Origin of the sequence: Ideonella sp. (genome assembly GCF_041914305.1) — a bacterium.
Taxonomy (GTDB): Bacteria; Pseudomonadota; Gammaproteobacteria; order Burkholderiales; family Burkholderiaceae_C; genus Ideonella.
This window is the reverse complement of sequence record NZ_JAYSDQ010000009.1, coordinates 213722-240352: the sequence shown is the minus strand read 5'-3', so window position 1 is coordinate 240352 and position 26631 is coordinate 213722. Positions and strand designations below refer to the sequence as shown.

At 69.8% G+C, this 26631-nt stretch carries 27 protein-coding genes; 17 read left to right on the top strand and 10 right to left on the bottom strand.

Annotated features, from left to right (window positions below; all coding sequences use genetic code 11):
* Window positions 1-52: 52 nt before the first annotated feature.
* Entirely contained in the window at window positions 53-2425 is a 2373-nt protein-coding gene (locus ACE3SG_RS14385) for an ATP-binding protein (protein WP_374565981.1), read from the bottom strand.
* 36 nt (window positions 2426-2461) lie between these two features.
* Window positions 2462-3535, bottom strand: a complete 1074-nt coding sequence (locus ACE3SG_RS14380; protein WP_374565993.1) for a substrate-binding domain-containing protein — start codon at window positions 3533-3535, stop codon at window positions 2462-2464.
* 341 nt (window positions 3536-3876) lie between these two features.
* Between ACE3SG_RS14380 and kaiC the strand changes: the two genes are divergently transcribed.
* The 5 genes from kaiC (at window position 3877) to ACE3SG_RS14355 (ending at window position 9048) form a co-directional block, all read left to right on the top strand.
* On the top strand, window positions 3877-5412 hold the full coding sequence (gene kaiC / locus ACE3SG_RS14375) for a circadian clock protein KaiC (RefSeq protein ID WP_374565979.1): 1536 nt from the start codon (window positions 3877-3879) through the stop codon (window positions 5410-5412).
* Window positions 5412-5777, top strand: a complete 366-nt coding sequence (locus ACE3SG_RS14370) for a circadian clock KaiB family protein (protein WP_374565977.1) — start codon at window positions 5412-5414, stop codon at window positions 5775-5777. The genes kaiC and ACE3SG_RS14370 overlap by 1 nt, the downstream gene beginning before the upstream one ends.
* A complete protein-coding gene (locus tag ACE3SG_RS14365; RefSeq protein WP_374565976.1) occupies window positions 5774-6073 on the top strand; it encodes a circadian clock KaiB family protein in 300 nt (99 codons plus the stop codon). Before ACE3SG_RS14370 ends, ACE3SG_RS14365 begins: the two co-directional genes overlap by 4 nt.
* Window positions 6073-7746 (top strand): ATP-binding protein, encoded by a 1674-nt coding sequence (locus ACE3SG_RS14360; protein ID WP_374565974.1) that lies wholly within the window; start codon window positions 6073-6075, stop codon window positions 7744-7746. Before ACE3SG_RS14365 ends, ACE3SG_RS14360 begins: the two co-directional genes overlap by 1 nt.
* A gap of 96 nt (window positions 7747-7842) precedes the next feature.
* A complete protein-coding gene (locus tag ACE3SG_RS14355; protein WP_374565972.1) occupies window positions 7843-9048 on the top strand; it encodes an esterase/lipase family protein in 1206 nt (401 codons plus the stop codon).
* 15 nt (window positions 9049-9063) lie between these two features.
* Here ACE3SG_RS14355 and ACE3SG_RS14350 read toward each other — a convergent pair whose 3' ends face one another.
* From ACE3SG_RS14350 to ACE3SG_RS14340, 3 genes are all read right to left on the bottom strand, one after another.
* Window positions 9064-9969: a YihY/virulence factor BrkB family protein gene (locus ACE3SG_RS14350; protein WP_374565970.1), complete on the bottom strand. Its 906-nt coding sequence runs from the start codon at window positions 9967-9969 to the stop codon at window positions 9064-9066.
* A gap of 105 nt (window positions 9970-10074) precedes the next feature.
* Window positions 10075-10755, bottom strand: a complete 681-nt coding sequence (locus tag ACE3SG_RS14345; protein WP_374565967.1) for a glutathione S-transferase family protein — start codon at window positions 10753-10755, stop codon at window positions 10075-10077.
* Window positions 10752-11189 carry a DoxX family protein gene (locus ACE3SG_RS14340; RefSeq protein ID WP_374565966.1) on the bottom strand — a complete coding sequence of 146 codons (438 nt, stop codon included), beginning with the start codon at window positions 11187-11189 and terminating at the stop codon, window positions 10752-10754. The genes ACE3SG_RS14345 and ACE3SG_RS14340 overlap by 4 nt, the downstream gene beginning before the upstream one ends.
* A 76-nt stretch (window positions 11190-11265) precedes the next feature.
* Here ACE3SG_RS14340 and ACE3SG_RS14335 point away from each other — a divergent pair, with 76 nt between their 5' ends.
* The 5 genes from ACE3SG_RS14335 (at window position 11266) to ACE3SG_RS14315 (ending at window position 16393) form a co-directional block, all read left to right on the top strand.
* Entirely contained in the window at window positions 11266-12150 is an 885-nt protein-coding gene (locus ACE3SG_RS14335) for a LysR family transcriptional regulator (protein ID WP_374565964.1), read from the top strand.
* A gap of 57 nt (window positions 12151-12207) precedes the next feature.
* A complete protein-coding gene (locus ACE3SG_RS14330) occupies window positions 12208-12450 on the top strand; it encodes a hypothetical protein (RefSeq protein WP_374565962.1) in 243 nt (80 codons plus the stop codon).
* 244 nt (window positions 12451-12694) lie between these two features.
* Window positions 12695-14878: a M14 family zinc carboxypeptidase gene (locus tag ACE3SG_RS14325; protein ID WP_374565960.1), complete on the top strand. Its 2184-nt coding sequence runs from the start codon at window positions 12695-12697 to the stop codon at window positions 14876-14878.
* 134 nt (window positions 14879-15012) lie between these two features.
* On the top strand, window positions 15013-15183 hold the full coding sequence (locus tag ACE3SG_RS14320) for a hypothetical protein (RefSeq protein WP_374565958.1): 171 nt from the start codon (window positions 15013-15015) through the stop codon (window positions 15181-15183).
* An 82-nt stretch (window positions 15184-15265) separates the two neighbouring features.
* The gene (locus ACE3SG_RS14315; protein ID WP_374565956.1) at window positions 15266-16393 is read left to right on the top strand and encodes a diguanylate cyclase; all 1128 of its coding nucleotides are present in this window, start codon (window positions 15266-15268) and stop codon (window positions 16391-16393) included.
* Between the two features lie 18 nt (window positions 16394-16411).
* Here the strand turns inward: ACE3SG_RS14315 and ACE3SG_RS14310 are convergent, their stop codons facing one another.
* Window positions 16412-17356, bottom strand: coding sequence for a LysR family transcriptional regulator (locus ACE3SG_RS14310; RefSeq protein WP_374565954.1), 945 nt, complete (start codon window positions 17354-17356; stop codon window positions 16412-16414).
* Window positions 17357-17457: 101 nt separating this feature from the next.
* Between ACE3SG_RS14310 and ACE3SG_RS14305 the strand changes: the two genes are divergently transcribed.
* Window positions 17458-18084, top strand: coding sequence for a glutathione S-transferase family protein (locus tag ACE3SG_RS14305; protein WP_374565952.1), 627 nt, complete (start codon window positions 17458-17460; stop codon window positions 18082-18084).
* 12 nt (window positions 18085-18096) lie between these two features.
* Window positions 18097-19056, top strand: coding sequence for a pyridoxamine 5'-phosphate oxidase family protein (locus ACE3SG_RS14300; protein WP_374565950.1), 960 nt, complete (start codon window positions 18097-18099; stop codon window positions 19054-19056).
* Window positions 19057-19060: 4 nt separating this feature from the next.
* On the opposite strand, the gene ACE3SG_RS14295 is transcribed toward ACE3SG_RS14300, so the two are convergent.
* Window positions 19061-19819 (bottom strand): Mut7-C RNAse domain-containing protein, encoded by a 759-nt coding sequence (locus ACE3SG_RS14295; RefSeq protein WP_374565991.1) that lies wholly within the window; start codon window positions 19817-19819, stop codon window positions 19061-19063.
* Between the two features lie 214 nt (window positions 19820-20033).
* Between ACE3SG_RS14295 and ACE3SG_RS14290 the strand changes: the two genes are divergently transcribed.
* Entirely contained in the window at window positions 20034-20765 is a 732-nt protein-coding gene (locus ACE3SG_RS14290) for a hypothetical protein (RefSeq protein WP_374565948.1), read from the top strand.
* 24 nt (window positions 20766-20789) lie between these two features.
* Complete coding sequence (locus ACE3SG_RS14285) at window positions 20790-21374, top strand: C39 family peptidase (protein ID WP_374565946.1); 585 nt, start codon at window positions 20790-20792, stop codon at window positions 21372-21374.
* A 75-nt stretch (window positions 21375-21449) separates the two neighbouring features.
* Here ACE3SG_RS14285 and ACE3SG_RS14280 read toward each other — a convergent pair whose 3' ends face one another.
* The 3 genes from ACE3SG_RS14280 to ACE3SG_RS14270 all read right to left on the bottom strand — a co-directional run bounded on the left by ACE3SG_RS14280 (window position 21450) and on the right by ACE3SG_RS14270 (window position 23680).
* A complete protein-coding gene (locus ACE3SG_RS14280) occupies window positions 21450-22229 on the bottom strand; it encodes a hypothetical protein (RefSeq protein ID WP_374565944.1) in 780 nt (259 codons plus the stop codon).
* A gap of 302 nt (window positions 22230-22531) precedes the next feature.
* Complete coding sequence (locus tag ACE3SG_RS14275) at window positions 22532-23353, bottom strand: ADYC domain-containing protein (RefSeq protein ID WP_374565942.1); 822 nt, start codon at window positions 23351-23353, stop codon at window positions 22532-22534.
* 27 nt (window positions 23354-23380) lie between these two features.
* A complete protein-coding gene (locus ACE3SG_RS14270) occupies window positions 23381-23680 on the bottom strand; it encodes a hypothetical protein (protein ID WP_374565941.1) in 300 nt (99 codons plus the stop codon).
* Between the two features lie 372 nt (window positions 23681-24052).
* Here ACE3SG_RS14270 and ACE3SG_RS14265 point away from each other — a divergent pair, with 372 nt between their 5' ends.
* The 3 genes from ACE3SG_RS14265 to ddaH all read left to right on the top strand — a co-directional run.
* Window positions 24053-24682 carry a hypothetical protein gene (locus tag ACE3SG_RS14265; protein ID WP_374565939.1) on the top strand — a complete coding sequence of 210 codons (630 nt, stop codon included), beginning with the start codon at window positions 24053-24055 and terminating at the stop codon, window positions 24680-24682.
* Between the two features lie 203 nt (window positions 24683-24885).
* Window positions 24886-25806: a hypothetical protein gene (locus ACE3SG_RS14260; RefSeq protein ID WP_374565936.1), complete on the top strand. Its 921-nt coding sequence runs from the start codon at window positions 24886-24888 to the stop codon at window positions 25804-25806.
* A 40-nt stretch (window positions 25807-25846) separates the two neighbouring features.
* A partial coding sequence (gene ddaH, locus ACE3SG_RS14255) for a dimethylargininase (RefSeq protein WP_374565933.1) occupies window positions 25847-26631 on the top strand: 785 nt, incomplete at its 3' end.

The following is a 26631-nucleotide window of genomic DNA, read 5'->3' as shown; positions in this document are numbered from 1 at the left end:
GCACTTCAGCCCCTCGCCAAGCACAACCGCGGGCGATTTATGCAGACGTTCCCTAACCCCAATGTTCGACCGGCGCAGCACGCCAGCGCCAGGTCAGCCCCAGCAGGCGCGCCACCTCGCGCAGCAGCTGGTCGCGGTCGAGCGGCTTGGGCAGGAAGACCGCCGCATCGCCGCCCGTGCCGGCGCGCACCTCGGCCGCGTCGATCGCGGCCGAGACCGCGATGATCGGCACGCCGCGCAGCGATTCGATCCGGTGGATGGCCTGCATCGCCTGCTGGCCGCTCATGCCCGGCATCGCCATGTCCATCACGATCAGGTCGGGCCGCACGGCCTGCGCGCGCTCGACCGCCCGCCGGCCGTCGGCCGCCTCGTCGATCTCGAAGCCCAGCGGCGCCAGCAGGTCGTGCATCACGAATCGGTTGGCCGCCAGGTCGTCGACGATCAGCACACGCTTGCGCGGCCCCTCGTAGCCGGCGATCTCGGTCTCGGCCGCGTTGGCGCTCGCGCCAGGCTGCGAGATGCGGAACTCGAGCTCGAATGCGAACACCGTGCCGCGGCCCGGCTCGCTGGTGACCACGATGTCACCGCCCATCAGCTGCACCAGCTGGCGGCTGATGGCCAGGCCCAGCCCGGTGCCGACCGTGCGCCGGCGCACGTCGCCGGTCTGCTCGAAAGGCTGGAAGATCTTTTCCAGCTGGTCCTGCGGCATGCCGACGCCGGTGTCGCGCACCTCGAAGCGCAGCGTCGCGTGGTGGCGGATCGGCTCGCCGACGCAGCGCACGCCCAGCACCACCTCGCCCTGGTCGGTGAACTTGACGGCATTGCTCAGCAGGTTCAGCAGCACCTGCCGCAGCCGCTTCTCGTCGGCCAGCACGTTGGGCGGCACATCGGGCGCCACGTCGATGCGGAACAACAGCCCGGCCTCGTCGGCCTTCACGCGGATGATGTCCGAGGTGACGCGCAGGCATTCGAGCAGCGCCGTGTCGGCCAGGCAGAGTTCGAGTTTGCCGGCGTCGTGCTTGGCCAGGTCGAGCAGGTCGTTGATGAGTGCCAGCAGGTGGTCGCCGCTGCGGTGGATGGTCTGCGCCGCCAGCATCTGCCGCTCGGACAACGACGCATCGAGCTCCAGGATCTGCGCGTAGCCGAGCACCGCGTTCAGCGGCGTGCGCAGCTCGTGGCTCATCGTCGCGAGGAAGGCGGCCTGCGCCGCACGCGCCGCCACCGCGGCATCACGCGCCTCGATCAGGTGCTGCTCGGCCTCTTTGCGCAAGGTGGCGTCGCGGATCACCAGCACCAACAGGTCGCCGCCGCTGGCCACCGGGTTGAGCGACACCTCGACCGGCAGCGTGCGGCCATCGCTGCGCTGCGCGCGCGCATCGAGCGCCACACCGGGCAGCGTCGGCGCGTGCCAGTCCAGCCCGAGCAGCAGCTCGTCGCCCAGCATGCCGACGGCCTGCACCTGGCGCAGCCCGAACATGCGCTCGGCGGCGCGGTTGAGCTGGCGCACCCGGCCGGCCTGCAGCACCACGATGCTGTCGGCCGTGTTGTCGATGATCGCGGCCAGGCGCTGCTGCTCTTCCTCGAGCCGCGCGCGGGTCAGCGCCAGCTGGCGCCGGTCACCCAGAAACTGCTCGACCGCACGCGCCATCTGGCCGATCTCGTCGTCGCCGGGCACCGGCACCACGGTCACCGCCGGCACGGCGTCGGGGTCGTCGCCCGCGCTGCGCAGGCTCAGGCTCACCTGCTGCAGCCGCGCCAGCACATGCCGGCCCAGCAGGCGCCGGGCGATGATCCAGGCGCCGAGCAGGCTGAAGGTCAACCACGCCACGACCCACCAGGCGCTGACGCGCGACGCGTCGACCACGCGCTGCACGGCCTGCTGGTAGGCACGGGTCAGATGGTCGGACTGCTCGCGTGCGGCCTGCGCCAGCTCCAGCGCATGGGCCTGCATCTCGTCGCGGTAGGTGGCCAGCGCCACGGCCCGCACCTCGGGCTCGCCGACCATCGAGGCGTCTTCGCGCAGGTGGCTGATCACGTGGGCCGAGTTGCGAAACATCTGGCTGGCCATGTGCAGGTCGAGCACCGACGCGTCGTCGCTGACCGCCAGCCGCGCGGTCAGCTCGTCCAGCTGCTCCAGCTCCTGCAGGATCTGGTCGTAGTGCCGGCGCGCCGCGTCGGGCGTCTCGGCCGCCACCATGCGGTCGGACAGCAGCTCGATCTGCAGCGAGTGCTGCTGCAACTCTTGTGCCGTCTCGACCAGCTGCAACCGCTCTTGCGACACCTGGCGCGCCGCCTCGCCGGTGGAGCGCAGCGCGTAGACGGCGGTCGCGCCGCCGACAACCACCAGCGCCCCCATTGCCACCAGCGCCGCGGTGAACTGCCCGCGCAGCGAATGCGGCATCAGCCGGGCGAGCCGGCCGGCCATGGGCTGCGGCAGTGGAGCGGGCGGCGGTGGCGACACCTACTGCCCCTTCCAGATCCGCAGGTAGGCGTTGCGGTAGCCGTTGGCCGGGTCGTAGATCTGGCGCGAGCCGCCTTCGGTGCTGATGTTCGACGCGGTGATCAGGTGCACCGGTGCGACGAAGCCACTCACGGGCTGGCCCTGCATCAGCCGGTTCAGCTCGTCGACGACCTGCCAGCCCTGCATGTTCAACGGCTCGGCCACCGTGCCGGTCTGGTACGAGCCGGCGCGGATGCGCATGAACGCCGGCGCGCTGCCGTCGCCGGCCGACAGCAGGCTGAGATGGGCATTGGGCACGCCCATCGACATCAGCATCGGCACCGCGTAGTCGAAGTAGATGTCGTTGATCGCCAGCGCGTGCGTCCAGCGGGCCCCGTGGCGGGTCAGCAGTTCACGCGTCACCGCCGGCATGCGGGTGGCGCTGTCGGAGATGGCCACGTCGCGCACTTCGAGCAGCGCGCAGCCGCTGCAGCGGCGGATGACCTCGGCCATCGCCTCGGCCTTGGCGGTGGCGATGCGAAAGCGCGAGTCGGTGAAGATCACCACGCCGGCCTTGCCGCCGGACTGCGCCACCGCGGCCATGGCGGTGGTGCGCGCCACCGCGATCGGGTCGGTCGTCACGTTGATGGCCACCGGCGTGCCGTCAACCGGCCCGGCCCCGGCCGCCGCATGCCAGCCCACCACCGGCGGCAAGCGGCCGCCCCCTTCGCGCAAGGCCGAGAGCAGCTCGTAGGCGTCTGACCCGCAGATGGCCAGCCCGTCGGGCTTGGCGGCCAGCGCGTCGGCCACCGCCCGCTTGCGGCCGGCCGGTGTGCCGCCGGCGTCATACACCCGCACGACCCAGCCGATGTCGCGCGCCGCCTCGCGGATGCCCTGGGCCACGCTGAGCACGCCGCCGTTGCGCAGGTCCTCGGCCAGCACCGCGACCACCTTGCCCGGCGGGGCCGGCGGGCCCGCGGCCGGCCCGGCCCAAGGCGCCGACGGGCGCGAGGCCTGCTCGACCACCGCGCGCGCCGATTCGGGCGACAAGGTGTCGTCGGCCCGCGCGCCGGGCGCCGACAGCCCAGCCGCCATCAGCAGCACCGCCGACAACAAGGCCGGGCGCGTGCGCCCGCAGCAATCTGCACCCAGGCGACTCACTGTGTTCTCCTCGCCCGCCGCCGTTGACATGGCAGGCCAGATTTCCCGGCACCCGGCTCCCCGATTCGCAGAATAGCGCCGCCCCCCAGGCCGGGCAAGCCGGGCCCCACCGGCGGCAAAAGGGTCTCTGGCCGCCGGCCGGGCGGGGCGGGCACCTCGTTTGCCTCCCCTGCACCACGGGGGTCGCCTGACCAGGGTTGGGCGACCCCGCTGCACACCTGGGCCCCCTGCCTGACAAGCCGGCCCAGTCGACGAACCCACGAGGGACATTGCCCATGTCAGACAAGACCGATCCCACCCCCATCGACCCCGCGGGGCTGCCCAAGGCGGCCACCGGCATCCGGGGCCTGGACGAGATCACCGGCGGCGGTTTGCCGCGTGGCCGGCCGACGCTGGTCTGCGGCGGCGCCGGTTGCGGCAAGACGATGCTGGCGGCCGAGTTCCTGGTCCGCGGCGCGGTCGAGCATGGCGAGCCGGGCGTGTTCATGATGTTCGAGGAAAGCGCCGACGAACTGGTCGACAACATGCGCTCGATCGGCTTCGACCTCGATGACCTGCAGCGCCGCCAACTGCTGGTGCTGGACCACGTGCACATCGAACGCACCGAGATCGAAGAGACCGGCGAATACGACCTCGAGGGGCTGTTCATCCGCCTGGGCCACGCGATCGACACCATCGGCGCCAAGCGCGTGGTGCTCGACACCGTCGAGGCCTTGTTCTCGGGCCTGCCCAACCACGCGGTGCTGCGCGCCGAGCTGCGGCGCCTGTTCCGCTGGCTGAAAGACCGCGGCATGACGGCGGTGATCACCGGCGAGCGCGGCGAGAACTCGCTGACCCGCTACGGGCTCGAGGAGTACGTGGCCGACTGCGTGATCATGCTGGACCACCGCATCGTCGAGCAGGTCTCGACCCGCCGCTTGCGCGTCGTCAAGTACCGCGGCACGCCGCACGGCACCAACGAGTACCCGTTCCTGATCGGCCGCACCGGCTTGTCGGTGTTGCCGATCACCTCGCTCAGGCTCGACCACGATGCGCTCGACGAGCGCGTGTCGACCGGCGTGCCCGGGCTCGACGCGATGCTCGGCGGGCCCGGCGTGTACCGCGGCAGCAGCGTGCTGGTCTCGGGCTCGCCAGGCACCGGCAAGAGCACGCTGGCCGCCAGCTTCGCCGCCGCCGCCTGTGCCCGCGGCGAGAAGGCGCTGGTGTTCGCCTACGAGGAATCGGCCAACCAGCTGTTTCGCAACATGCGCTCGGTCGGCATCGACCTGGCCCGCTGGGCGCGCGCGGGCCTGCTGCACGTGCACGCCTCGCGGCCCACGCTGCACGGGCTCGAGCAGCACCTGGTGCAGATGTACGAGCTGGTGCGCGAGCTGAAGCCGCGCGTGGTGGTGGTCGACCCGATCAGCAACCTGTCGATCGAGCGGCACGATGCCGCGCTCAAGGCCACGCTGATGCGCCTGATCGACTTTCTCAAGCACCAGGGCGTGACGGCGCTGTTCACCAGCCTCACGTCGGACTCGGAGCAGGCACTGGCCGACACCGAGATCGGCGTGTCGTCGCTGATGGACACCTGGCTGATGCTGGCCAACCACGAATGCAATGCAGAACGCACGCGCACGCTGCAGGTGCTCAAGTCGCGCGGCATGCCGCACTCGAACCAGGTGCGCGAGTTCGTGATGGGCGACCACGGCGTCGACATGATCGAGGTGTATGTGTCGGGCAACCAGGTCCTGACCGGCTCGGCCCGCGAGCGCGCCACCCACAGCAACACACCACAACCCTGCGCGGCCGGTGCCGCGAAAGGCCGATGATGACCCCTCCCCGCCTGTTTCCCAGCATGTTCCCCGACCTGGACGAGCGCCACCCGGCGCCGGCGCCGATCGCCACGGTGCCCGAGTGGCAACTGAAGCTCTACGTGGCCGGGCAGACCGCCAAGTCGATGGCGGCGCTGGAGAACCTGCGCCGCGTCTGCGAGACGCACCTGGCCGGCCGCTACCGCATCGAGGTGGTCGACCTGCTGGTCAACCCGCGGCTGGCCGCGGGCGACCAGATCCTGGCCGTGCCGACGCTGGTGCGCAAGGTGCCCGAGCCGATCCGCAAGATCATCGGCGACCTGTCGAACGAAGAACGGGTGCTGGTCGGCCTGGACGTGCGGCCTTTGAAGCAACACACATGACCCACCACCGGCTCCGTCTGTATGTCGTCGGCACCACCCCGTCGTCGTCGCGCGCGATCGTCAACGTGCGCAAGCTGTGCGAGGAGCACCTGCCCAACAGCTACGACCTGGAGGTGGTCGACATCTCGCTCAACCCGACGGTCGCGACGCTGGCGCAGATCGTGGCCGCCCCCACGCTGGTGAAAGAGCTGCCGCCGCCCGAGCGCCGGTTCATCGGCGACATGTCGGACACGCCCCGCCTGCTGTCCGGCCTGGGCCTCGCGATGCGCCGAACCCCCGACCCAAGCCTTGATTGATGAAAGAAGACAACCTCTCTCCCCCTCACGACCTGGACCACGGTGGCCTGCTGGCCGAGATCGGCAACCTGCGCGCGCGCCTGGATGAGGCCGAGGAAACGCTGCGCGCCATCCGCGGCGGCGAGGTCGACGCGCTGGTCGTGGGCGACCGGCTGTATGTGCTGGAGGGGGTCGAGGCCGCGTCCAGCCGTTTTCGCAGCGAGGTGATCGCCCAGATCGACGACGCGGTGATCGCGGTCGACACCGAGCAGCGCGTAACCTACATGAACGAGGCCGCGGCGCGCCAATACGGCGTGCCGGTGTCGCAGGCGCTGGGCCGCCCGTTGCAGGCCTTGTACGACTACCGCTGGCTGGCGCCCGAAGACGCCCCGGCCGCCGAAGCCGCGCTGGCGCGCCACGGCTCGTGGCGCGGCCGCACCGTGCACGTGAAGCAGTCGGGCGAGTCGATCCATGTCGAATCCACCGTCAGCGTGACGCGTGACAACGCCGGCCAGCCGACCGGCTTGCTCTCGGTGGTACGCGACGTGAGCGAGCGCTTCAAGGCCGAGGCCGCGCTGGCCGATGCCGACCGGCGCAAGGACGAATTCCTCGCCACGCTGGCGCACGAGCTGCGCAACCCGCTGGCGCCGATCCGCAATGCACTGCAGATGATGCAGATGACGGCGGACCACGAGGTGCATGCCGACGCCCACGGCATCATCGAGCGGCAGCTGCGGCAGATGGTGCACCTGGTCGACGACCTGCTCGATGTCAGCCGCATCAGCCAGGGCAAGGTCGAGCTGCGGCGCGAGCATGTCGACCTGGTCAGCGCGATCCAGGCGGCGATCGAGACCAGCAAGCCGCTGATCGCCGCCGGCCGGCACGAGCTGACGGTGCGCCTGCCCGCCCCGGGCACCCTGATCGTCAACGCCGACCTGACCCGCTTGACGCAGATCATCGCCAACCTGATGAACAACGCCGCCAAGTACACGCCCGAACGCGGCCGCATCAACGTGTCGGCCGAGCGCGACGGCGAACAGGCGGTGATCCGCGTGCGCGATTCGGGCATCGGCATCCCGCGCGACATGCTGCCGCGGGTGTTCGACCTGTTCGCGCAGGTCGACCGTTCGCTCGAGCGCTCGCAAGGCGGCCTGGGCATCGGCCTGGCGCTGGTGCGCAAGCTGGTGGGCATGCACGGCGGCACGGCCGAGGCCGACAGCGACGGCGCCAACCTGGGCTGCACCTTCACCGTGCGGCTGCCGATCGTGCACGCCCCGGCCGACACCAATGCCGAAGCCGCCGGCGCGCCGCTGCAAGGCGTGGCCAGCGACGTGCGCGTGCTGGTCGTCGACGACAACATCGACAGCGCGCAGAGCATGTCGCAGCTGCTGATGATGCTCGGCTATCACACCCGCACCGCGCACGACGGGCTCGAGGCGGTGCGCGTGGCCAACGCCTACCAGCCGCAGGCGGTGATCCTCGACATCGGCCTGCCCAAGCTCAGCGGGCTGGACGCGGCGCGGCGCATCCGCGAGCAGGCCTGGGGCCAGCGGGCGCTGCTGATCGCGCTGAGCGGCTGGGGGCAGGACGAAGACCGCCAGAAGACCCACCAGGCCGGCTTCGACCACCACTTCGTCAAGCCGGTGGATGTGGACGCGCTGATCCACGTGCTGGCCGAGGTGCAGGGCCCTTGAACCACATCGCATTAGGTCGCGGACACTAAAAGTCTGCTTGCGCGGCGGCGGGGCGCCTTGCACAGTCGGGCCACCGCCATGCCGAACACCTTGCCGATGACCCCAAACCCCCGCCGCGCGCGACGCCTGAAGGTGCCCCTGCGGCCCGCCGACCTGCGCGGGCTGTCGCGCCTGGGCGTGGACGCCGTCGTCGGCGTGACCGACATCGTCGAGACGGTGCACCACACGATCGCGTCGATCAGCGGCATCACCGGCCGCGCGCCGGCCGGCCGCCCGTCGGGCATCACCGGCTTCGTCTACCGCACGGTGCGCAGCACCACGCGCGTCGTCGGCCAGGGGCTGGACTCGCTGTGGAGCAGGCTGCCGTTCGACACCAGCGCCTCGACGCCCGAGCGCGAGGCCTTCATCGCGGCGCTCAACGGCGTCTGGGGCGACCACCTGGCCGACAGCGGCAACCCGCTGGCCGTGCCGATGTCGTTTCGCATCGGGGGCCGGCCTTACCGCGACGCGCTGCCCCACGTGGCCCCCACCGGCAAGCTGCTGGTGCTGGTGCACGGGCTGGCGATGAACGACCTGCAGTGGTCACGCCGCGGCCACGACCACGGCCAGGCGCTGGCACGCGACCTCGGCTTCACGCCGGTCTACCTGCACTACAACAGCGGCCGCCATGTTTCGCAGAACGGGCGCGACTTTGCCGCGCGGCTCGACGAGCTGGTGGCCAGCTGGCCGGTGCCGGTGCAAGAGCTGGTGATCGTCTGCCACAGCATGGGCGGCCTGGTCACCCGCAGCGCCTGCAGCGTGAGCGACGGCCACCGCTGGCGCGCGCTGCTGAGCCGCATCGTCTTTCTCGGCACGCCGCACCACGGCGCACCGCTCGAGCGCGGCGGGCGGCTGGTCGACATGCTGCTGGGCGTGAGCCCGTATGCGGCGCCGTTCGCCCGCATCGGCAAGACCCGCAGCGCCGGCATCACCGATCTGCGCTACGGCAACCTGCAAGACGCCGACTGGCAGCACCGCGACCGCCACGCCCAGAAGCACGACGACCGCCAGCCCACGCCGCTGCCCGAGGGCGTGACGTGTTACCTGGTGGCCGCGACCACGTCCGACAACACCACCGGGCTGCGCAGCGCCACGCTGGGCGACGGCCTGGTGCCGCTGGCCAGCGCGCTGGGCCAGCACCGCGACCCGAAGCTGGCGCTGCAGGTGCCGCCGAGCCAGCAGATGGTGGTCACCTCGGCCAACCACTGGGACCTGCTCAGCCGCAGCGACATCTACCAGCAGTTGCGCGCCTGGCTGGCCTGAGCGTCAACGCGAGCGTCACCGGCCGCCGGTCGTGAAAGGCCGCGGCGGCGCCTGGGTCAACCCGCTGGCCAGGCGCTCGTACTCGGCGATGACCTGCGCCCCCAGCAGCAGCAGCGTGGCGCCGATCTCCAGGCTCAGCAGCACCGCGATTGCGGTCGTCAGCGAGCCGTACACGGCGCTGATCTGCGACAGCGTGGCGAAATACCAGACCAGCAGGTGGCGCGACAGCTCCCACAGCAAGGCCGCCACCACCGCGCCGAGCAACGCGTGTCGCATCGACAGGCTGCCCACCGGCATCACCATGTAGATCGACGCGACCACGAGCACCTCGCCCGCCAGGCCCAGCAGGTACAGCAGCAGGCCCGAGAAGCCATGCAGCGACCAGCTGCGGCCCAGCAGCTGCACCGACTCCTGCCCCAGCACCTGCAGGCTGCCGGCCACCAGCGTGACCATCAGCAGCCCGAGCCCGAGGCACAGGATGTAGCCGTACGGGATGACCGCCGAGACCAGGAAATGGCGGCGCCGGATCGCCACCCTGTGGTGGAAGATCACCGACATCGCGTTCTCCAGCACGGTGAACGCCAGCGAGCTGAAGAACAGCATCGTGCCCAGCAGCACCCAGCCGATGAAGCCCCGGTTGGCCAGGAAGCGCGCCAGCTCGGCCACGATCGCCACCGACTGCCCCGGCACCAGCCACTCGAGGTAGCGGCCCACCGTCTGCAACAGCTCGGCCTGGTCGACGAAGTGCGACAGCGCGATCACGGTGATGATCAGCAAGGGCACGATCGACAGCAGCGCGTAGTACGCCACCGCCCCCGCCAGCAGCAGGCCCTGGTTGGCGCGAAACGCTTTCAGCGCCCGCAGCGCGAAAGCCCACGGGTGCTGAACGAGCTGGGCGGCGTGGTTGCCGAGAACTTGCATCGGTGCCTTACGTTGGGGGGTGTCACACAGGGGGCCGCCCCGGCCGGGTCGGCTGCCCCACGTGTACCACCAGCCGACGGCCCAGGCAATTGCCGCGCCCGGCGATCAGCCTTGTGCCGCCTCGGCGGCCATGCGCGCCGACAAGGCCGATCCACGCGCCAGCAAGAACGCCCGCAGCCGCGCCGGGTAGTCGGCCACCACGGCGCCCTGCACCGACGGCCGTGCGGCGAGTGCCGCGCGCCAGCGGACCAGCCCGGGCAGGCCCGCGAAGAAGCCGAAGTCGTCGATGGTGTCGAAGACCTCGAAGTAGCGGAACACCGGCGCAAACACCGCGTCGACCAGGCTGAAGCGCTCTCCGGCGAAATACGGGCCTGGGCCGAGCGTTGCGTCCAGCTGCTGCAAACGCCCCCGGATGTCACCGGCACGGGCCTGCGGGGCGGCCTCGTCGGGCGCCGAATAGAACTGCCCGATCGTGTTCAGCAGCGCCGAGCCGAACTCCATCCAGCCGCGGTGCAGCGCCCGCTCCAGCGCGTCGGCCGGGTGCAGGCGCGGGCCGTGGGTGTCGTCCAGGTACTCGCAGATGACAGCCGACTCGAACACAGCCTGCCCGCCCACTTGCAGCACCGGCGTCTTGCCCAGCGGCGACATCGCCAGGAACCACGAGGGCTTGTGGGCCAGGTCGATGTTGCGCCGCTCGAAGGCGACGCCCTTTTCCACCAGCACGATGGCCACGCGCTGAACGTAGGGGCACAGCGCATGCGACACCAGGGTCAGCGGCGCGCTCATCGCGTCACCTGCACCAGGCGCGGCGTGAAAGCCGGGCTGCGCCGCACGGCCAGCGCGCCGTCCCCCAGCAGCCACAGCGCCACCGACGCGACGATCAGGAACATCGGGTACTCCCAGCCGCCGTTGGGGCTGGTGAAGACCCAGCCGTTGGGCAGATGCACCCACGCCGCCGCGGCCATGATCGGCACCAGCGCCAGCGCCACCTGCCGGGCATACAGGCCCAGCACCAGTGCCAGGCCGCCGAGCAGTTCGGCGGCGAAGACCGGGTAGGCCAGGAAGCCGGGGTAGCCCACGCTGGCAAAGAACTGCGCCGTGCCGGGCAGCGTGAAGACGAACCACTTCAGCAAGGCGTGCGCGATCCACATCACGCCCAGGCCGAGGCGCAGCAAGGTGATGCCGAAGGGCGCGGTGGTGCGGGGGTCGGGCGTGTTCATGAGGGTCTCCAGGGTTGAACGACGGCCTCACTGTAGGATTGCAGGACTGCCGTGAAAATTGGCGACGAGGCAAACCATGAATGCACGCGTGCAATACCAGCTGAGCGCTGCCGACCTCGATGTGGTGCTCGCGATGGTGCGCACCGGCACTCTGGCCGAAGCGGGCGAGCGGCTGGGGGTCGATGCATCGACCGTGTTCCGCGGCCTGCAGCGCATCGAGCGCGGGCTCGGCGTGGCCTTGTTCGTGCGCTCGCGCACGGGCTATGCCGCCACCGAGCTGGCGATGTCGCTGGCCGAGCAGGCCGAGCAGGTCGAGGCGGCGCTCGAGGCCGCCCGCTCGGCCGCGCAGCTGTTGCCGGACCAGGTCTCGGGCGCTGTGCGCATCACCACGACCGACACGATCCTGCACGCCCTCGTCGCGCCGGCGCTGGCGGCCCTGCACGCCCAGCACCCACTGCTGAGCTACGAGCTGCACGCCGGCAACGAGCTGGCCAGCCTGACCAAGCGCGACGCCGACATCGCCGTGCGCGCCACCAAGCGCCCGCCCCAGCATCTGGTGGGCAAGCTGGTCGGGCCGCTGCGCGTGGCGCTGTATGCCGCGGCCAAGGGCCCGGTCAAGCGCTTTGCCGACGTGACCGCCGGCAAGGCCTTGTGGATCGCCCCCGACGACGCGCTGCCCGAGCACCCTTCGGTCATCTGGCGCAAGCGCCGCTTCCCCAAGGTGGCGCCGCACTACCGCGTCAACAGCATCCTCACGGTGATGGAGCTGGTGGCGCTCGGCATGGGCGTGGGCGTGTTGCCGCTGTTCCTGGCCAAGACCCGCCCCGGCCTGCGCCAGCTGACCGAACCACTCGACGATGGCCAGACCGACCTGTGGCTGCTGACGCACCCCGAATCACGCCACCTGCGGCGCGTGGCCACCGTGTACAGCCACCTGTCGCGCACGCTGGCGCTGGACTGACGGCGCGGCGACCCCACCGCCGGCGCATACTGGCCGCCCCGAACTGGAACCCACACGATGCGAATCATGCTCTCGCTCGCCGGCCTGCTGGTCGTGCTGGCCATCATCGCCTTCACGGTGAAGAAGCAGGTGAACAGCCTGGCGCCGCCGTCTTCGCCACCGGCCTCGGCATCGGCCGACAACGACGCGGCGACCACGCCGATCACCAGCCCGCCGCAGCAACGCGTGCAGCAGGTGCAAGACGACGTACAGCGCGCGCTCGACCAAGGCGCCGCCCGCGCTGCCTCTGAAGCGCAGTAGCCCGCAGCAGCGGCGCCGGGCGGCCCTGCCTGGTCGTCGCCTGGCGCGGTGTGCCATGCGCACCAACCACATCTCGTCAATCCGACGTTAGTCGGACCGACCCGCCCCGCACAGACCCTGATTTCACTCGTTAGCGCAGTGCCTACATTCGCCCGTTGCGCTGCGGTCGGTTGATCCCCTCACGTGGCGCCAGGCCAGCGGCAGCACCACTGCCGCTGGATCCCCACGCACCCGGAGAATCCCAATGACCCTGCGTCTATCGAGGATAACTGCGGCCACTGCCGCCCTGCTGCTGTCGATGGGGGCCACGCCCCTGTGGGCCGCCAATGGCACCGACAACGCCACCGATGAAGCCTCGGCCCAGAAGGCCACCAGAGAGGCCGCTCGAGAGGCCACACGAGAGGCCGCCATCAAGGCCGCCGACGAGATGCGCCTGCTGCGCCAGCAAGAGCGCCAGCGCAACAACATCTACAAGGTCTGGTTCCCCGACCAGGCCACCGCCCGCAAGGCGGCGATCAGCTACCACCACGCGCTGCTCGAATCGAAGTACGACGCCGGCTACCTGATCCTGGAGCTGGAGTCCGACGAGTACGCCGCACTGCAGGCCCAGGGCTTCCGCCTGGAGACGGCGCACGATTTCATCAAGCGGCGCAACGAGTTCCTCGACCGGCTGCAGAAGGCCGCCGACGACAACCGCAAAAGCGGCGGCACCGGCGACGTCAGCATCGAGTCCATCCCCGGCTACTCGTGCTACGAAACGGTCGAAGAGACCTTTGCCGCGGCGCAGGCCTTTGCCACCTCGAAGCCCAACCTCGCGCAGTGGATCGACGCGGGCAACTCGTGGCAAAAGAACACCGGCAGCGGCGGCTACGACATGCGCGTGCTGAAGCTGACCAACACCGCGATCGGCGGCACCAAGCCCAAGCTGTTCGTCACCAGCGCGATCCATGCGCGTGAGTACACCACCGCCCCGCTGGCGCTCGAATTCGCCCGCTGGCTGGTCAACGGCTACGGCACCAACGCCGACGCGACCTGGATGCTCGACCACCACGAGGTCCACCTGATGCTGCACACCAACCCCGATGGCCGCAAGAAGGCTGAGGGTGGGCTGTCGTGGCGCAAGAACACCAACACCGCCTACTGCGGCGCCAACAGCAACAGCCGCGGCGCCGACCTGAACCGCAACTTCACGTTCGGCTGGAACTCGACCAACGGCCAGGGCTCGAGCGGCAACGTCTGCAACGAGACCTACCGCGGCCCGACCGCGCACAGCGAGCCCGAGACCCAGGCAGTGGAGAGCTACATCGGCAGCATCTTTGCCGACAACCGCGGCCCCAACCAGGGCGACGCAGCCCCCACCAACACGATGGGCGTGCACCTGGACATCCACAGCTACAGCCAGCTCGTGCTGTGGCCCTGGGGCACCACCAACACCCCCGCCCCCAACGGCACCGCGCTGCAGACCATGGGCCGGCGCCTGGCCTGGTTCAACGGCTACACGCCCGAACAATCGATCGGCCTGTACCCGACCGACGGCACCAGCGACGGGCCGAGTTATGGCGACCGCGGCGTGGCGGCCTTCACGATCGAGCTCGGCAGCAGCTTCTTCGAAAGCTGCACCACCTACAACAACACGACCAAGCCGAAGAACCTGCCCGCGCTGATCTACGCCGCCCGCGTGGCCCGGGCGCCCTACCTGCTGCCCGCCGGCCCCGACGTGACCAGCGTGTCGCTGAATGACGGCACCGGCGTGCCGGCCGGCACACCGGTGACCGTGACCGCGTCGATCACCGACACGCGCTTCAACAACAGCAACGGCACCGAGTCGACCCAGGCCATCAACGCGGCCGAGGCCTACATCGACACCCCGCCGTGGAGCCCCGGCGCCACGGCGATCGCGTTGTCGGCGTCGGACGGCACCTTCAACTCGACCACCGAGGGCATCACCGGCACGCTCAACACCACCAACCTGGCCGACGGCAAGCACCTGGTGTTCGTGCGCGGCAAGGACGCATCGGGCGCCTTCGGCCCGGTCAGCGCGGTGTTCCTCAACATCGGCCAGGGCACGCCGCCGGCCACCGAGACCGAGCCGAACAACAGCATCGCGGCGGCCAACGCGGTGGCGGCGCCGGTCACGCTCACCGGCACGATGGGCAGCAGCTCGGACAGCGACTTCTTCCGGGTCGACCTGCCCGCCGGCGCCACGCTGACCTCGACGCTCACGCCCAACAGCGCCAGCGACTACGACCTGTATGTGTACGACAGTGCCGGCACGCTGCTGGGCAAGAGCGAACGCAGCAAGGGCCTGGTCGACACGGTCAGCGTGACCAACAGCGGCGGCAGCGCCGTGCAGCGCTACGTGAAGGTGCTGTACTACAGCGGCAGCACCGGCAGCGCCGGCAGCTACAGCCTGCAGCTGGCGTGGTGACCTGAGCTGGCGGCGGCCGGCGCCCCTTGCGGCGCGGGCCGCCGCCGTTCGACCGCGGCGTTGCCCCGACTGGTAACCACCGGTGAAGTGCGCGTAAGCTGCGTCCTCGACCACAACGACAGCTTGGATCCCCCATGACCTTTGCGCGCAAGACCCAGGCCAAATACGGCGCCCAGATCCCCACGGGCCAGAAGAAGGCCGGGGCGAAGCCGGCGGCCCCGGCGCCGGCCGCACCGGCCGAAGCGGCCCCCAAGACCACCGCGTCCGCCAAGAAGGCCTCGGCCGCCAGCGCCAAGAAGCCTTGAGCCGGGCCCCCGCCGTGCGCGCACGCGGCGCGAGCGGCGCCATGCCAGGCCCAGTGACCGGCGCCTCGCCGGCCTGAGCCTCATGGACGTCCGAACCCTGTTCATCGCCCAGACCGGGGCGCTGACCGCGATGGCCGCCATGCTGTGGGCGTCGCGCACCGCGGCCGACGACCGCAACGGCATGGCCACCTGGACCGTGGCCGTCACCAGCCAGGGCATCGCCTACCTGCTGCTGGCCAACGCCGGGCGCGTGCCGGTGTGGCTGTCGGCCTTCGTCGGCAACGCGCTGGGCGCCATCAGCGTGGTGCTGTTCTTCGTCGCCATCCGCCAGTTTCTCGGCCGCGGCTTCCACCGATGGCCGCTGGTGGCGCTGACGGTGGTGGTCTCGGTGGTGGCCGCGCTCTCGGGCGCCGAGTACGAAGGCGCCACCGTCTTCAACGGCTTCATCTACGGCGCCGTGCAGTTGCTGAACGGCTGGGCCCTGCTGCGCACGCCGCGCGTCGAGTGGGTCCGCGTGCAGCGGGTGGTGGCGGCGTTCTACCTGGTGATGGGCGTGGTGTTGCCGCTGCGCGCCACCGCGCTGATGTTCGAAGGCGCCGCGCTCGACTACATCAACAAGCCGATCGCCTGGCAGGAGCCGATCTACATCTTCGGCTTCATCTTCGTCATCGTCACCAACCTGGGCTTCGTGCTGATGTGCAAGATGCGCGCCGAGGCCGACGTGCGCGCGCAGGCGATGAGCGACGAACTGACCGGACTGGCGAACCGGCGCTCGCTGGCCGCGGCGATCGAGCACGCGCTGGCCGTGGCGGCGCGCAGCCAACGCCCGTTCGCGGTGGTGATGATCGACCTCGACCACTTCAAGCTGATCAACGACCGGTTCGGCCACTCGGCCGGCGACGCCACGCTGGCCCGGTTCGCCACCCGCTTGCGCACCGCCCTGCGGGCGCAAGACCAGCCGTTTCGCTACGGCGGCGAAGAGTTCATCGTGCTGCTGCACGATGCCGATGCCACCGGCGCCACGCTGCTGGCCGAGCGGCTGCGCCAGCATGTGGCCTCACCGCCCGACGGCACCACGCCGGCCATCAGCGCCAGCCTCGGCGTGGCGGTGTGGCAACCCGGCGACAGTGCCGACAGCCTGCTCGCGCGGGCCGACCAGGCGCTGTACCGGGCCAAGGCCGCCGGGCGCAACCGCGTCGAAACGGCCTGACCTCGGCGTGGCAGCCGGTCAGCCCGGCGCGGCCCGGCGGCCGGCGCGCGGCGCTTCGAGCCCGCGGCCCTGCAACACCGGCAGGCCCCGCAGCCTCTCGGCCGCGAAGTGCACGAACTCGCGCACCTTGGCCGCTGCCACGCGGCCGGCGGGGTACACCAGGTGCACCGGCACCGGTGGTGGCTCGTGTGCCTGCAGCACCACGCGCAGGCGGCCGTCGCGCACTTCGTCGGTCACCTGGTAGGCCAGCGCACGCGCCAGGCCATGGCCGGCCACCGCGGCGGCCACCTTCACGTCGTTGGCGTTCACCACCAGCCGCTCTTGTGGCGGCGCGGCGGCGCGCCCGCGCGCGAAGGCCCAGCCGGTGCGGTCCTGCCCTTCGATCGTGAAGCCGATCGCCCGGTGGTGCTTCAGGTCGGCCGGCTCGCGCGGCGTGCCGTGGCGCTTCAGGTAGGCCGGCGAGGCCACCACCACCGCGCGCATCCGGCCCACCGGCACGGCCGTGAGGCCCGAGTCGGGCAGGTTGGCGATGCGCAGGGCCACGTCGAAGCCTTCGTCGATCAGGTGCACCAACCGGTTGGTGAACATCGCGCGGGCCTGCAGCTGCGGGTGCTGGTCGAGAAACTCGAACAACAACGGCGCCATGTGCCGGCTGCCGAACAGCGCCGGCGCCGTGATCGCCAGCGTGCCTTGCGGTTCGTGGCGCGCGCCGGTCACTGCCGCTTCGGCAGCGTCGAGCTCGGCCAGGATGCGGCGGCAGTCGGCGAGAAAGGCCTCGCCCTGCTCCGTCAGGCGCAGGCTGCGCGTGGTGCGCTGCAGCAGCAGCGCGCCCAGGTGGCGTTCGAGCGTGGCCACGGCGCGGGTGGCCGCCGGGGCCGAGATCTCGCGCAGGCGCGCCCCGCGCGCAAAGCCGCCGCATTCGGCCACGGCCACGAAGGTGCGCAGGCGTTGCAGATGGTCCATCGTCATTCTTCCTTCTGGCGCAATTCTCAACTGCCGATGCTGCGTCTTCATTCCACCGGCTGCAAGCCCTAGGCTTCGTGCATTCGCCACCTGGAGCCCTCATGAACAAGCCCATCCGCCTTTACCGCTTCGCCCTTTCTGGCCACGCCCACCGCGTGCAACTGATGCTGTCGCTGCTGGGCCGGCCCACCGAGCTGGTCGATGTCGACCTGATGGCCGCCGAGCAGAAGAAGCCCGAATTCCTCGCCCGCAACCCGCTCGGCCAGGTGCCGGTGATCGAAGACGGCGACTTCACGCTCGCCGACAGCAACGCCATCCTGGTCTACCTGGCCCTGACCTACGACCCGCACCGCCGCTGGCTGCCGCAGCCGGCCACCACGCAGGCCGAGGTGCAGCGCTGGCTGGGCGTTGCCGCCGGCCCACTGGCCGCCGGTGCAGCGCATGCCCGCTTTGCCACGCTGTTCAACCGGCCGGTGAACCCGCAGGCGCAGCCTACGGCCCGCCAGCTGTTCGGCGTGGTCGAGAACCACCTCGACGGGCGCACCTGGCTCGCCACCCACGACCACCCGACGATCGCCGACGTGGCGATGTACAGCTACACCGCGCATGCGCCCGAAGGCGGCATCTCGCTCGAGCCGTATCCCAGGCTGCGCGCCTGGCTGCAACGCATCGAGGCCCTGCCCGGCTTCGTGGGCATGCAGCGCTCGCCGCTGCCGGCCGCGGCCTGAAGGGTGATGGTCATGGACACGTCTGTCTTTCACGCCGGTGAACAAGCGCTGCAGGCCCGCACCGGCTTGCGTGAGCGGATGGCGGAGATCGGCCACGTCGTGATCCGCGACCACATGCCCGACCAGCACCGCGAGCTGTTCGGCAAGCTGCCGACGCTGTTGCTCGGCGTGCAGGACGACCAGGGCCAGCCCTGGGCCACGATGCTGCACGGGCCGGCCGGCTTCGTCAGCAGCCCCGACACGCGCACGCTGCGCCTGCAGGCCCGGCCGGCGGCCGACGACCCCACGGCCCCCTGGCTGCGCGAGGGCGCGGCGGTCGGGCTGCTGGGCCTGGAGCACCCCACGCGCCGGCGCAACCGCGCCAACGGCCGCGTGGGCAGCGTGCGCGACGACGGCTTCGATGTCGACGTGCTGCAGAGCTTCGGCAACTGCCCCAAGTACATCCACGCGCGGCGGCCCGAGGCCACCGCGGCGCGGGCCGCACCGCCCGCGCTGCGGCTCGGCCCGGCGCTGCATGCCGAGTCGATCGCGCTGCTGCGCCGCGCGGACACCCTGTTCATCGCCTCGGCCAGCGGCGCACGCCCCGGCACTGGCAGCGCCAGCACCCGCAGCGAGGGCGTGGACGTGTCGCACCGTGGCGGCCCAGCCGGCTTCGTCCACGTGGCCGTCGGCGAACGCGGCCTGCGCCTGACACTGCCCGACTACCAGGGCAACTTCTTCTTCAACACGCTGGGCAACCTGCTGGCCTGGCCACACGCCGGCCTGCTGGTGCCCGACTTCGACGACGGCACGCTGCTGCACCTGGCGGCCGAGGCCTCGCTCAGCCTTGACGGCCCCGCGCTCGACGCGTTTCCCGGTGCGCAGCGGCTGCTGCACCTGGACGTGCGGCACGGCTGGTGGCGCCCGGCGGCGCTGGCGCTGCGCTGGTCGGCGCCCGAGGCACCGCCGCAATTCGCCCACGCCGACGCGTGAGCGGTCAGCGCGCCGGCACCCCCAGCGCGTTGACCATCGCTCGCATGCGCTGCCAGTGCGAGCCCTCCCAGTACACGCCGCCGCAGCCATCGCAGCAGGCAAAGCGCTCGTGGCGGGCCAGCACGCCCGCGGGCACCTGTGGGCCCACCTCGGCCTTGCCCGCGGCGCGCAGCGGCGTGTTGCAGCGCAGGCAGCGGGTGAAGGGCCGCGCCGAGCCGGCCAGGTCGAGCCGGTCGAACACCTCGCGCAACTGCTGCTCGCGGTGCAGCGCACGCACATAACAACCGTGCGTGACGTCACGCCGCATCAGCAGGCCGCGGTCGCGTGTCAGCACGATGCGCCGCTGCTCGATCGCGAGGCGCACAATCTCGGCGTCTTGAAAGTGGTTGTCGTACAGCGTGTCGAAGCCGAACAGGCGCAGCAGATGGGCCAGCCCGCCCAGGTGCGCATCGGCCACGAAGCAGGTCGCCCGCAAGGGGTGCTCGCGCACGCGCAGCAGCGGCGTCACGTCGAAGGCCTCGAACACCGGGTAGACGGCGACGCGGTCACCGTCAATCAGCAGCCGGTCGAAGCCGACCGATTCGCCGTTGACCAGCACCAGCTCGACCTCGGTGTGCGGCACGCCCAGCGCCTCGATCATGTGCTTGACCGTGGCACCCTCGGCGCAGCGGCAGCTGAACTCGCGCCGCCGCCGTTCGGGCGCGACGAAGTCGTTCAGCTCTTCGTAGAAGCGAAAGGTGACGGTGACAGCGGGGCAGGACACCACCCGAGTTTGCACCGCCGCCCGCACCGGGGCCACCTCGGCGCGGCGTCGCCATCGGGACAAGCTCGGATAGGGTAATCAAGCGGTGGGCGCAAGAAATCGCGCTTTCCAGAATCGGGCCAGCCCGCGGACTCACTTTGGTCACTTGTGCCGCCACCGCGGGAGGACGTCGTTGTCGCGGTTGAACCGCTCCATGCCCGAAGGAGACTGTGAAATGTCGAATCCCCTGTCACCGTGGACTGGCGCTGGGCGCCTGCTGTACCGAGCGGGGTCTGCCCTGTGTGTGCTCGGCGCCTTGCTGGGCAGTGCTGGCTCATATGCGCAGGCCGCGCCGGCGGTGCAGGCGCAGGTCCAGCAGCAAGAGCCCGCGGCCGCCGCTGCTGCGGCGCAAGACCTGGCGCGCTTTGCGAAGCACCACCAGAAGGAACACGCGGCGGCCCTGCCCAAGGGCTTCCCGCTCGCGCTGGACGGCGTGGCCGACCTGGCCCGGCTGCGCCTGGGCCGCGGCTTTGCGGTCTACACCGTCGACCCGGCCGACCTGGCGACCGGCAACGAGCTGAGCGCCTGGGCCAAGCCCACCGGACAGTGGCGCTTTGTCGTCCGCGCGGGCAGCCGCCCGGTCGGCCTGGTCACGGTCGAGCAGGCCGGCGGGCAGTGGCGCGCCGTGTCGTACGGCGCCGCCGCGCTGGCCACCGAGGTCGACGCGGCGATGCGCCAGCATGGCAATGCCGACCGCTCGAACCTGCGCTTCATTCGCATCTACCAGGCGCAGTCGGACTTCCTCGAAGTGGTGTCCGCGGCCGATGGCCGGGCGCGCCTGGCGCCGCTGGTCTCGGCGCGCGCATCGCTGCACATGCCGCAGCGTGACGAGTTGATCGAGCAGGGCGATGTGTTGCCTTCGCTGCGTGCCGCCGTTGCGGCCAACCTCGCTGACTTTCAGCCCTGAGCACGATCGAACCGGAGGCTCACCATGAATCTCACCCTCAAGCGCACCGTCGTCGCCGCGTCCCTGCTGTTCACCCTGCCCTTGGCCATGGCCGACTGGCGCCAGCTGAACGTGGCCGAAACCATCCAGGAGCACAGCCAGTGGTGCTGGTCAGGATCCAGCCGCGCGGTCATGCGCTACTACGGCACCAACTACAGCCAGTGCTACATCGTCAACTGGGCGTTCGGCATCAACTACGCCTGCGGCAACAGCACCTTCAACTGGAACAGCCAGGCCAACCAGCCGAACTCGCTCTACGGCACCCCGGGCAGCGTGCAGTCGATCCTGTACAACCTGGGCGGCATCTCGAACACTGCGTACAGCTACGCGTCGTCGTGGAGCAGCGTGACCTGGGACATCAACAACAACCGCCCGTTCGTGATGCGCTACGGCTGGACCAACGGCGGCGGCCACATCATGGTGGGCGACGGCTGGGAAAACTACAACAACACCAAGTACATCTACATCATGAACCCGTGGCCCGGCGAGGGCCAGGAGTACAGGACCTACTCGTCCGCGGTGTCGGCGTCAGATCACCAGTGGACGCACACGCTGCGGATGAACCGCTGACCCAGGAATCGGCGCTTCTTGCGCTGGCCCGTGTGCTGGCCCGTTCACGCGGGCCGCGCAAGGGCGCCGGCTGGTTCAGTGGGCGTGGCTGCGCTCGCTGGCCGGCTGGCCGCCGCCGATCAGCAACCCATTGGCCGCGGCGTAGCGATGGACCTCGTCGCTGTTGGTGAAGCGGTCTTCGAGTGAGGTGGTGTTCTGCCGCTCGCCCCGGCCCGGCGCCGGCGGCGCCTGCCGCGGGTCGACACCCAGGAACGCCAGGATCTCGTCGCGCCGCGCGTCGATCGTCTCGGTGGTGACCTCGAACAGCGAATGTTTGGCCACCCGGCGCTGGATCGAGTCGTAGCGGGCATTGAGCCGGTTGCAGTAGGCCTCGAAGACGCGCGACTTGAACTCGATCGGCGGGGTTTCGGGCTCGGTGATGCCCGCTGCCGCACGCTTCTTCTTGGCCTTGCTGCCCCACTCGCCGGTGATCTTGGCGATCTGCAGCGACGACCATTGCGCCAGCACATTCTCGCGGCGCAGCAGGATCATCTTCCACGACGGGTCGGCGAGCAGGTAGTCGATCACCCGCGGGTCGTGGTGGAGCATCATCTTGAAGCCGAACACCGGCTTGGCCTGCGGCCGGTTCGACCAGGCCTCCATCAGCTCGTTCAGGTAGTCCAGCGGCTCGTTGCTGGCCCGGTCCAGCGTGCGCCTGGACATGATGCCCAGCTTGCGCATCGCCCCGCCGTTGAGGTTGAAGATCTCGCCCAGGCAGGCGACCTTCGGGTGGGTCTCGAGCGCCTGCACCAAGTGCGAGCTGCCCGACCGCGGGGTCGACAAGATCACGTAACGCTGGGTCGACGGCGAATCCATGGCAATACCTCTCCTGAGTCTGGTGGGGCGGCGAGCGAAAAGCTCGCCGTGCCCTGTTCACGATTCAGGAAATGGTATTCACTTCACGCGTTATGCTTCACCCCTAACACGTTATTAGGTGGGTATGTCGTTATCGACCGGCGTTTTGCGTCTTAGCTGCATCGCGCGGCGGGCACCGCCCCATGAGCCTGCCGCTGGCCGGCCTGGGAACCAGCGCGGTGGATGGGCGGGTCGTCATCGTCGATCGGGGCCGCATCGTGGCCCTGGGCCTGTGACAAGGCGCAAGGCGTGGTTCCGGTCGGCTACTGCTCCCTCGGGCCGCTGGAGCGGTTGAAGACCAGGGCGCCCAGGCTGCGCGCATAGGCTTCGGTGCAAAGGTCGCCGGTCTGGCCATGCAAGGCGGGGTACCGGGCCTGTAGGTCTGCAAGGGTGGACGCGGTTGCGACGCGCGGGTGGTGCACGCACACGGCCCCCTGCGGGCTCCAGCCCGCTTCGAAGCTCTGGCCCGGCAACCGGTCGGCCTCTTGCACGCCCAGGTCGTCGAACACGTCGATCCGCTGCCCGTTCTCTGTGTGCGGCGTGCCGTCGCCCCCGTAGTCGGCGCGGACCATGCGCAGGCAGGCCTGGAAGGCGGCCCGCATCCGGTGGCCGCCCGGGCCGCTGTGCCAGGGCTCGTAGCCCATGCGCAAGCATTTGGCCAGGGCCCCGGTTGTGCAGCTCAGCGCAAATCCGTCGCCCTCACCCAGCGAGCCGTCGGGCATCTCACGGCCGGGCAGCACCACAGCGTACTGCGTGCCGTCGCTGTGCGGCGCACACAAGGGCTGCCAGGAGCCTGACGCAAGCTGCACAGACAGCTCATGCGCCCACCATGTCCGCCCGGATGGCCCTGTCTCGATGTGTGCGGCATCAAGCCGCACCACTGCGCCGCCGGCGAGCCGCAACTGCGCCCCCACGAGGCGAGCCGAGCCTAGGCTGCTGCCATCGGGCAGCTGCAACACCCACTCCGTGCCCACGGCTCGCAGAGCGGGGAGCCGGTCGGCACCGGGCCCTGGCGCCGACACCTGCGCATGAACCTGCCCTTGGCAGGCCCACAGCACCAGCGCCAAGGCGAGCAGCTTGCGCATGCCCCGGTGTGGCCGTGTCAACGCGGTTTACTGAAGCTCGACGGTGCGCCCGTCGGGCAGCACCAGCCCTTCGATACGGGGCAGGCCCGCCGGCACCGGCTCGGCCTGGCCGTTCGACCGGTCCACGCCATTCGCGTCGCGCTTGACGGCGAACTGGCCGTGGCTGTCACGGCCATTGATCTGGATGCCGTTGATTTGAATCCCATTGATCTGGATCCCGTTGATCTGGATGCCGTTGAGGATGTTGGCGGCATGCGCAGGGATGGCACCCATCAGAGAAAACGCGGTTGCGGCAGCAACGAACAGCGAGCGAGAAAAAGCATTCATGGTTGGAGCCTTTAGAAGGGTTGAGGGGGTTGCAAGGCGCCTGCGGTGCAACCGCGGCGCGATGTGAACGTCAGTCGCTTCACCAGGCAGGTCCTTACACGCGATCGACGTCACCCGCCGCGACAAGCAGCCGACTGCATCGCCCCTTGCCCAGGGGCGAGTACAGCCAGCGCCATGGACATCCCTAAGAGACCGAGCAACCTAGGGGTGCGTGTCCGGTTTTTCAATCGTCACTCCGTCCTTCAAGGCAGGGAGTGACGGCAGTCGCCACTGAACACCCTTCCCCGACCGGTTCGGCGTGTCACTCCTGCGGGGACACCGCGCCTGCCATGGCGCCTTCAAAACCTTCAAGACCTTCAAAGGGACACGAGCATGAACGCCAATTCTCAAACCAACGCTGTGAAGCAGATCCTCAGCTGGCTGGCCGTCGCCGGCGCGACCATTGGGGTGGCGCAGGCGACACCGCAGCACTTTCCGGCCGTCGACCAGGTGGCAGCGCCGGGCACCTTGTACTCGATCACCTTCTACGACGACACCGCGAACACCCACAACCAGTGGGCGACGCAGAACATCTGCTTCGTGCAGGGGCCCGTGCAGGGCAGCAACACGACGGGGCTGTGGTACTCGACCACCTACAACCGCTGGATCGGGCTCTGGCGCCAAGAGGGCGACCAGATCTTCATGATCGGCGACTTCTGGAGCGGCCGCGGCAAGGACGCGATGCAGTGGGAACTGGTCACCACCAAAGACGAAGGCTTCGGCCACTGGAATGAATGGGTCGAAGACGGCGCCTATGGCAACTGGGTGGCCAAGGGCAACACCCGCATCGCCAAGATCGGTACGTGTTCGCAGCTGACCATCGCCGGCGAAGGCACGCAAGACGACGCCTGGGAACAAACCAAGGCAGCCGCGCTGAAGGCCGCCGAGGCGGCGCCGGTTCGCTACCGCAGGGACGGCAGCCTGGCGCAGCCGGGGGACAAGGATCAGCTGCCGGTGAACTGACGCGGCACCCGGTGGGCCGAGCGCCGACCACGCCGGCTCACCGCCCCGAGCTGTGATCGCCACCGCTGGCTGCAACTTGAGCGTTAGCACGGAACCTTCGACACGATTCTTCACTCACAATCGTCCATCGGTGAGCCTCATCATCGGCCACCCTAACGCCGCGGGAGCGCCTGCTGCTCGCGCCCTCACTCGTTGGACTCTCCGTGCTTCTTTCTGAACCGTCGCCCCCGAATCGTGCCTTTGACTCCGCCGCCAGCAACCGCAAGAGCCCATGGCGTTTTGCCTTGCGCCGTCTGCCTTGGCCGGCTCTTGCCCTGGCGTGCGTCAGTGCGATGTCTTGGCCGGCCCAAGCGGCCACCACCGGCGACAAGGTCGCCTGCCCCGAGATCGAAGGGCTGAGCGTCGCGAGCCTGAAACGGTCCACCCTCGTGGGCGAGGTGCACGGCACCAACGAAAGCCCCGCCTTTGTGGCCGCGCTGGCATGCCACATCCTGACCAGCGGCCACACCCTCACGATGGCGCTGGAGATCCCTCACACAGAACAAGACCGCATCCGCAGCTACCTTCTGTCGAACGGCAGCGCAGCCGACCGCGCGGCGATGCTGGAAGGGGCCTTCTGGGCCACCAACAAGGCGGACGGTCGATCGTCCGCGGCCATGGTCAACCTGATCGAGCGCCTGCGTTACCTGCGCAGCCTCAAACTGCCGCTGATCGATGTCGTCACCATCGATATCGTAGCCGGCGAAGACGACGCTGCGAACGATCGCGATCGGCTGATGAGCCAAGCGTTTGATCGCATCACCAAGACCCCCAGCGACTATGTGGTCGGGCTGGTGGGCAACTACCACGCGAAGAAGACCGACGGCGCGCCGTGGGACCCACACGCGCGGTTCATGGCGGGCCACTTGCCGGCCAGCGCCTTGACCAGCCTGGATGTGGGCTACACGGGCGGAGCCGCATGGATCTGCGCGCCCGAATGCGGCGTTTCGACATTGGGCACCACCAGCCAGACGGCCGCACCGGGGTTCTCGCTTCGACTCGTGGCCAAGGACGGCGGCGCTTACGATGGCGTCTACGGCGTGGGTCGCTTGTCCCCTTCACTGCCCGCCCGCAGTGGCGGCTGAGAGCGGCGCCATGCCAGCGCCGATGAATTGAAAGATGCCGATGGCCATGAACAGCCCCCGAACCGAGACACGCGCCGCACTGGTGCGGCGACCTGGGCCCTTGCTGACCAAGGGGCTGCTCACGCACATCGAGCGCACACCTGTTGACGCGGCGCTGGCCCAAGTGCAATGGGCCGCCTACGTGGACACCCTGCGCCAGACAGGCTGGAACACGATCGAGGTGCCCGCGGCGGACGACTGCGCGGACGCCGTTTTCATCGAGGACCCGGTGGTGGTCTTTGAAGGTCTGGCGGTGCTTTGCCTGTCGGGCGCCCCGAGCCGGCGGCCCGAAGCGGTTGCCGTCGAGCCGGTTCTGAGAGAGCTGGGCTACCGGGTGGAGCGTATCGAGCTCCCCGGAACCCTGGATGGTGGGGATGTGCTCAAAGTCGGCATGACCGTCTACGTGGGCCTGACACTTCGCACCAATGCTGAAGGGGTGCGCCAGCTGACCGAGCTGGTAACGCCGCATGGCTACAAGGTCATCGCCGTGCCGACCACCAAGGCGCTTCACCTCAAATCGGCTGTGACCGCGCTGCCCGACGGCACGGTCATCGGCTATCTGCCGCTGGTGGACGACCCGACAGCATTTGGGTCATTCCTGGCGGTACCCGAAGAGGCCGGCGCCCATGTCGTTCTACTGGGCGAAGGGCGCCTGCTCATGTCTGCCAAAGCGCCGAAAACCGCGCAACTGCTCGCGCAACGGGGCTTCACGCCAGTCCAGGTGAATATTTCGGAGTTTGAAAAGCTGGAAGGCTGCGTGACGTGCTTGTCGGTGCGACTGCGAGC

What these genes read in the sequence shown, in the direction of transcription:
- ACE3SG_RS14385 (WP_374565981.1), bottom strand. Translation starts at nt 2,425, where the DNA reads ATGGCCGGCCGGCTCGCCCGGCTGATGCCGCATTCGCTGCGCGGGCAG.
- ACE3SG_RS14380 (WP_374565993.1), bottom strand. Translation starts at nt 3,535, where the DNA reads ATGGCGGCTGGGCTGTCGGCGCCCGGCGCGCGGGCCGACGACACCTTG.
- kaiC (WP_374565979.1), top strand. Translation starts at nt 3,877, where the DNA reads ATGTCAGACAAGACCGATCCCACCCCCATCGACCCCGCGGGGCTGCCC.
- ACE3SG_RS14370 (WP_374565977.1), top strand. Translation starts at nt 5,412, where the DNA reads ATGACCCCTCCCCGCCTGTTTCCCAGCATGTTCCCCGACCTGGACGAG.
- ACE3SG_RS14365 (WP_374565976.1), top strand. Translation starts at nt 5,774, where the DNA reads ATGACCCACCACCGGCTCCGTCTGTATGTCGTCGGCACCACCCCGTCG.
- ACE3SG_RS14360 (WP_374565974.1), top strand. Translation starts at nt 6,073, where the DNA reads ATGAAAGAAGACAACCTCTCTCCCCCTCACGACCTGGACCACGGTGGC.
- ACE3SG_RS14355 (WP_374565972.1), top strand. Translation starts at nt 7,843, where the DNA reads ATGACCCCAAACCCCCGCCGCGCGCGACGCCTGAAGGTGCCCCTGCGG.
- ACE3SG_RS14350 (WP_374565970.1), bottom strand. Translation starts at nt 9,969, where the DNA reads ATGCAAGTTCTCGGCAACCACGCCGCCCAGCTCGTTCAGCACCCGTGG.
- ACE3SG_RS14345 (WP_374565967.1), bottom strand. Translation starts at nt 10,755, where the DNA reads ATGAGCGCGCCGCTGACCCTGGTGTCGCATGCGCTGTGCCCCTACGTT.
- ACE3SG_RS14340 (WP_374565966.1), bottom strand. Translation starts at nt 11,189, where the DNA reads ATGAACACGCCCGACCCCCGCACCACCGCGCCCTTCGGCATCACCTTG.
- ACE3SG_RS14335 (WP_374565964.1), top strand. Translation starts at nt 11,266, where the DNA reads ATGAATGCACGCGTGCAATACCAGCTGAGCGCTGCCGACCTCGATGTG.
- ACE3SG_RS14330 (WP_374565962.1), top strand. Translation starts at nt 12,208, where the DNA reads ATGCGAATCATGCTCTCGCTCGCCGGCCTGCTGGTCGTGCTGGCCATC.
- ACE3SG_RS14325 (WP_374565960.1), top strand. Translation starts at nt 12,695, where the DNA reads ATGACCCTGCGTCTATCGAGGATAACTGCGGCCACTGCCGCCCTGCTG.
- ACE3SG_RS14320 (WP_374565958.1), top strand. Translation starts at nt 15,013, where the DNA reads ATGACCTTTGCGCGCAAGACCCAGGCCAAATACGGCGCCCAGATCCCC.
- ACE3SG_RS14315 (WP_374565956.1), top strand. Translation starts at nt 15,266, where the DNA reads ATGGACGTCCGAACCCTGTTCATCGCCCAGACCGGGGCGCTGACCGCG.
- ACE3SG_RS14310 (WP_374565954.1), bottom strand. Translation starts at nt 17,356, where the DNA reads ATGGACCATCTGCAACGCCTGCGCACCTTCGTGGCCGTGGCCGAATGC.
- ACE3SG_RS14305 (WP_374565952.1), top strand. Translation starts at nt 17,458, where the DNA reads ATGAACAAGCCCATCCGCCTTTACCGCTTCGCCCTTTCTGGCCACGCC.
- ACE3SG_RS14300 (WP_374565950.1), top strand. Translation starts at nt 18,097, where the DNA reads ATGGACACGTCTGTCTTTCACGCCGGTGAACAAGCGCTGCAGGCCCGC.
- ACE3SG_RS14290 (WP_374565948.1), top strand. Translation starts at nt 20,034, where the DNA reads ATGTCGAATCCCCTGTCACCGTGGACTGGCGCTGGGCGCCTGCTGTAC.
- ACE3SG_RS14285 (WP_374565946.1), top strand. Translation starts at nt 20,790, where the DNA reads ATGAATCTCACCCTCAAGCGCACCGTCGTCGCCGCGTCCCTGCTGTTC.
- ACE3SG_RS14280 (WP_374565944.1), bottom strand. Translation starts at nt 22,229, where the DNA reads ATGGATTCGCCGTCGACCCAGCGTTACGTGATCTTGTCGACCCCGCGG.
- ACE3SG_RS14275 (WP_374565942.1), bottom strand. Translation starts at nt 23,353, where the DNA reads ATGCGCAAGCTGCTCGCCTTGGCGCTGGTGCTGTGGGCCTGCCAAGGG.
- ACE3SG_RS14270 (WP_374565941.1), bottom strand. Translation starts at nt 23,680, where the DNA reads ATGAATGCTTTTTCTCGCTCGCTGTTCGTTGCTGCCGCAACCGCGTTT.
- ACE3SG_RS14265 (WP_374565939.1), top strand. Translation starts at nt 24,053, where the DNA reads ATGAACGCCAATTCTCAAACCAACGCTGTGAAGCAGATCCTCAGCTGG.